Origin of the sequence: Corynebacterium sp. MSK071 (assembly GCF_030232125.1) — a bacterium.
Lineage (GTDB): Bacteria > Actinomycetota > Actinomycetes > Mycobacteriales > Mycobacteriaceae > Corynebacterium > Corynebacterium kefirresidentii.
The window spans coordinates 1-4,446 of sequence record NZ_JASPJA010000026.1 but is presented as its reverse complement, the minus strand read 5'-3'; the positions used below and the strand labels follow the sequence as shown (position 1 = coordinate 4,446).

Here is a 4,446-nt window from a genome sequence, read left to right as displayed (position 1 = left end):
AACAAAACCACCCAAGAAACCCGCACCGGCAAACACAAAAAGAAAAAACTCCTCCACCTCCCACAACAACCCCACCCCGGACTAGCCAACTAACCACAATCACCACACCAGCAACACTCAAAACATTTCACTCAAAACCAAAATTCTGGCATTCCACTGAAAAACCGATATCCTAGACAAAGGAAACTCAAGCAAACAGCAAACTAAAAGGAAACTAAAGATGAAATCCCCCACTAAATACACAGCAGCAATACTAGCCACCACCACCGCCCTGGCCGCAGGAAACACCACCGCACTCGCAGCCACACCAGGCAACACCGTACTAGTCGGCGACAGCGTAGTAGCCAACCCAACATTCTCCGACTACTGGAAAAACAAGGCAAACGCCAAAACCAACACCGGAGTAGGCTGCGTCACCGACGGCTCCATCGCCGACGAAATCGCAAATGCATCCGGCGGCGCCCACGTAGACCAATACCAATGCGCCGGCGCCTCCTTCGCAACCGGCGGCCACCACATTGACGATTCACTTCGCACAGCCGCACAACACGGCGACCTTAACCCACAAACCAAAAACGTCGTCATCGTCGCCGGCGCCAACGACACCTACCCATACAAACAAGACATCCAAGCATCAGACCACGCAATCCGAAACGGCCTACGCAGCGCACTGCAAGTAGCACACAAAAACGCCCCCAACGCCAAAATCACCGTCGTCGGCTACCCACACATATCCGACGGCGCCAACACCTGCCTCACATCAGCAACCATTCCACTACCCGCCGCAGCCGTTGCAGAAAATGAAAAACGAGTCCAAAACACCCTGCGCGAAGTTTCAGACCAAAACGACGCAACCTTCCTAGACGCACAGCCGATGTCCACCGGACACGACAACTGCTCCCGAGACCGCTGGTGGGTCAACCTAATCGATCTCTTGCCACCAGCACCAGGAAACCTACCCCTCCACCTCAACGCCAACGGCACCCACGCCTACGGCCAATACATCGGAAAAAATATCGCAAAATAGACCCCACCCCACCCAAATTCCCGTGCACCACACCCACCACACGGGAATTTCCCATCAGCAAAAAGGAACAACCCCCGTGAAACCAACAAAAATAAGCGCCGCACTCGCCACCGCAACAATCACAACCACACTCCTAACCCCCACAGCACAAGCCCTCCAACCAGGAGACAAATACGTAGCACTCGGAGACTCCTACGCCTCAACCGGCACAATCACACAACCTGTCCCTGGCAGCACACCAGCCTGCGTCAAAGACCAAGACAACTACCCACACCAACTAGCCAAACAACTCAACCTACAACTCGACGACGCCTCCTGCGCCTGGGCATTCACCTACCAATACGACAACCCCCAACACCACGCACTCCCCCTCACCGCCCCAACCCCACAAAAACAACACCTGACACCCGACACCAAACTCGTCACCATCACACTCGGAGGAAACGACGCCGGACTAGCAGCACTGTTCACCGCCTGCGCACCCCACATCCAAATCCCCGGACTCCCCGACTGCTCCCCCACCGCCAAACCCATAACAGACGCCAGCATCCACAACCCCGACACCACCGGCCGAAACCTAAAACAACGCCTCATCGACATCGCAAACGACACCAAAAAACGAGCCCCCCAAGCCCAAATCCTCTTCACCGGCTACTACACAGCAGCCACCCCAGAACACCGCTGCCCCGAAAGCGGCTACCTCTCCCTCAACGACCGCAAATACATCAACAGCTTCCTCACCGAAGTCAACAACACCATCCAGCAAGCAGCACAAGAAACACACACCACCTACATCACCCCACCAAACGACCCCGAAGGATGGTGCAAACCCCCACAACAACGAAACACCAACTACTACGGCATGCCTGAACACAATCTCATCGCACACCCCACCCCACTAGGCCAAAAACACATGGCCCAAAAAATAGCCCAAAACACCCACTAAAACCACAACTTGGCACGCACCCCACCAACTCATGTACGATGAAAAACGCGCGCCAAAAGCGCGCAACCACCTCCCGAACCAGAAAGGAAACTAAAATGATCGCAGACATCGTATCCAACGCACAAGAAGCAGCACACACCGCCGTATCCAACGGCTGGGACATCCTCGAACAGGCAAGCCTCTTCGTACGCAACCTGCCATACCTCATCCCAGACGCACTCAACGAGTTCAACCGCAACATCACCGGCTTCTAAAACAAAAGCGCACAACAGCCCCCGAGACCACCACACCTCGGGGGCTTACTCATACCCCCACCCAGGGGCAACCCCCGCCCCCACAACTCCCCAACCCACGGGCGACCAAGGCGTTTAGGGCGTGTACGGGTCTCGAGGTTAGTTGGGCGCATCTCTTGGTTAATGCGCTGGTTTCTATTGCAGAACGCTTGGCGACACAGTAATGGCCTCAAAGGAAGTTCTCCTTTGAGGCCATTAGTGGTCTATTTAGCGTCCGAAGTTTTGAACCGCAAAGAGCTTGCCTTGTGGGTTGACGGCTATTCCTGTGCCGACGGTTTTGGCTTCGGGGTCTAGAAGAATTTCTCGGTGTGAGGGTGAATTAACCCAGAGCTTAACGAGTTGTGCGTCTGAGTAGTCGTTCCATGCTTGGAGGATGTTTTCTCCTCCGGGTGGTACATCGGCTGGGTAAGTCTTCCAGTGTTCTGGGCGGTGGTGGAGGTTGTCGGTTTGACAGACGTGGTCTGCCCAGTTTTGGGCTATGCCGTTGAGGGCTGGGTTTTCAGTTACGGGGTTGAGTCCGTTTTGTGCTCTGACTTCGTTGATTTTGAGGACGATTGAGTGTGCGCGGACTCCTTCTGGTTTTAGTTCGTTGACCGTTGCTGGGTTTGGCCCTCCTGGTCCTTGGGCTTGCGCTGGTGGGGTTGGTATTGCGAGTTCGCCGCCGACTAGTGCTGCGGCTGCGGCAGCTGGTGCTGCGATTTTTTCTACTGGTTCGGGCATGATTTCATCCGACATTGGTAATTCCTCCTTGAATTTCGGGGTGGGAGTGATACCGGTTTTAAGTCTACAGTGCTTCGTGGGTTTTTATTTTTGGAAGAATCTTGGGCTGTAGATGTCGACTTGCTCCCAGTTGCCTTTGTTATCGCTGATCGTTACTCTTCCTGGCGGTAGGTTTGTGGGTTTGGGGTCGAGGGGTGTTGGTTTTCGGCCAAGTACGTGTGCGGCTTGGTTTGTGGTTGATACGTTGGCGCATATTTGGGTGTTGGTTTGGTCTCGTATGGGGGTTGGCAGTGTGGTTGGTGTGGGGTTCGCGGTGACGATGATGACGATGATTCCCACTTGGTGGCAGTTTTGCATCGCCTTTGTAGCTTTTGCGATTTTTATTTCTGTCTGGGGTGCTGGCGTATTCTTTTTGTCTTTTGTTTGGAAGTATTCCTGGATTTCGTCGAAGATAAAGATTGCTAGGTGCTGGTTGTCGTTTTTCTCTCGCCAGTAGTCGATGCCGTCTTGTAGACGTTGTTGTTTTAGTTCTTCTAGTTGTTGTAGGCTTTTGGCGATTTCTGTTGTGTCGCCGGCTGATCCGTTGAAGTAGAGTACGTGAGCGTTTGGCCGTACTGCGTCCATGATTCCTTTTAGGAGTGTTGTTTTCCCGGTTCCGGGCTGGCCGGCGACTACTATGTTGGAGGTTGTTTCGAGTTGCAGGTGGGCTTTCTTTTTTGTTTGGGTGTTGCGACCTAGTGTGAGTAGGTCGGTATTGGGGTCGTAGGTCATTTTTCCGGGTATTGATGTAGAGTTTGGAATTAGCGTTGCTATTTGTACTAGTTGATTTGAGATTTTGATTCTGGTTGGGATTTTGAGGATATCGTCAAGTTGTCGGGTTTTGGCTAGCAGTTCCCACCATTCTTTGTCTTTTGGTGCTATTTTAATCCAGCCTTTGGGGCTGATTTCTGTTATTTTTACGTTTGCTTTGTATTCGACTGCTGCTTTGCGTTTGGCTAGGCGACGTACGGCTGGGTCTCGGTATCGGGTGAAAAAGTAGATTTGCCGTGCGGCTATTACGAGTAGGGTTGCTATTGCAATAGTGCTTAGTAGGGCAAGTGCAATATTGCTGACTTGGTCTCTGAGTGCGTCTAGGTGTGGTGTGTTGAGTGGGTTTGTCGGGGTTTTTGTGCTCATTTCAGGGTTGCCTTTCGGTGTTATTTAGGGTTGAGCTTTAGCCTACTAGTTTGGCATGGTGTTGAGCGGATGATGGGTTCGTCGGTTAGGCTTGCTGGTGTTCACTTCCCTGAGACTGTATTGACTGTGGTTTGATTGGTTTCGGGGTAGTGAAGTTTCGTTTTTTGTCGATTTTGGAAGGTATTGCTGTGCTGTATTTTTTGGCTGAGTGAAGCGTCCTGGGTTTAGTTCCTACCTCAGCTAAGGAAGGATTGAACTATGCCTAGAAAGTATTCCGTCGAGTT

5 protein-coding genes are annotated in these 4,446 nt (G+C 52.4%); 3 read left to right on the top strand and 2 right to left on the bottom strand.

The annotated features are described in order from the left end of the window. The first annotated feature begins 220 nt into the window (after positions 1–220). From QP990_RS11960 to QP990_RS11950, 3 genes are all read left to right on the top strand, one after another. A complete protein-coding gene (locus QP990_RS11960; protein ID WP_023021066.1) occupies positions 221–1,027 on the top strand; it encodes a GDSL-type esterase/lipase family protein in 807 nt (268 codons plus the stop codon). Between the two features lie 76 nt (positions 1,028–1,103). Continuing rightward, entirely contained in the window at positions 1,104–1,973 is an 870-nt protein-coding gene (locus QP990_RS11955) for an SGNH/GDSL hydrolase family protein (protein ID WP_023021065.1), read from the top strand. A gap of 95 nt (positions 1,974–2,068) precedes the next feature. Beyond that, the gene (locus QP990_RS11950; protein WP_239208943.1) at positions 2,069–2,227 is read left to right on the top strand and encodes a hypothetical protein; all 159 of its coding nucleotides are present in this window, start codon (positions 2,069–2,071) and stop codon (positions 2,225–2,227) included. Between the two features lie 246 nt (positions 2,228–2,473). Here QP990_RS11950 and QP990_RS11945 read toward each other — a convergent pair whose 3' ends face one another. Continuing rightward, positions 2,474–3,001 (bottom strand): CAP domain-containing protein, encoded by a 528-nt coding sequence (locus tag QP990_RS11945; RefSeq protein WP_284799390.1) that lies wholly within the window; start codon positions 2,999–3,001, stop codon positions 2,474–2,476. A 69-nt stretch (positions 3,002–3,070) separates the two neighbouring features. Continuing rightward, positions 3,071–4,162: an ATP-binding protein gene (locus tag QP990_RS11940; protein WP_284799388.1), complete on the bottom strand. Its 1,092-nt coding sequence runs from the start codon at positions 4,160–4,162 to the stop codon at positions 3,071–3,073. Positions 4,163–4,446 lie beyond the last annotated feature (284 nt).

What these genes read in the sequence shown, in the direction of transcription:
- QP990_RS11960 (WP_023021066.1), top strand. Translation starts at nt 221, where the DNA reads ATGAAATCCCCCACTAAATACACAGCAGCAATACTAGCCACCACCACC.
- QP990_RS11950 (WP_239208943.1), top strand. Translation starts at nt 2,069, where the DNA reads ATGATCGCAGACATCGTATCCAACGCACAAGAAGCAGCACACACCGCC.
- QP990_RS11945 (WP_284799390.1), bottom strand. Translation starts at nt 3,001, where the DNA reads ATGTCGGATGAAATCATGCCCGAACCAGTAGAAAAAATCGCAGCACCA.
- QP990_RS11940 (WP_284799388.1), bottom strand. Translation starts at nt 4,162, where the DNA reads ATGAGCACAAAAACCCCGACAAACCCACTCAACACACCACACCTAGAC.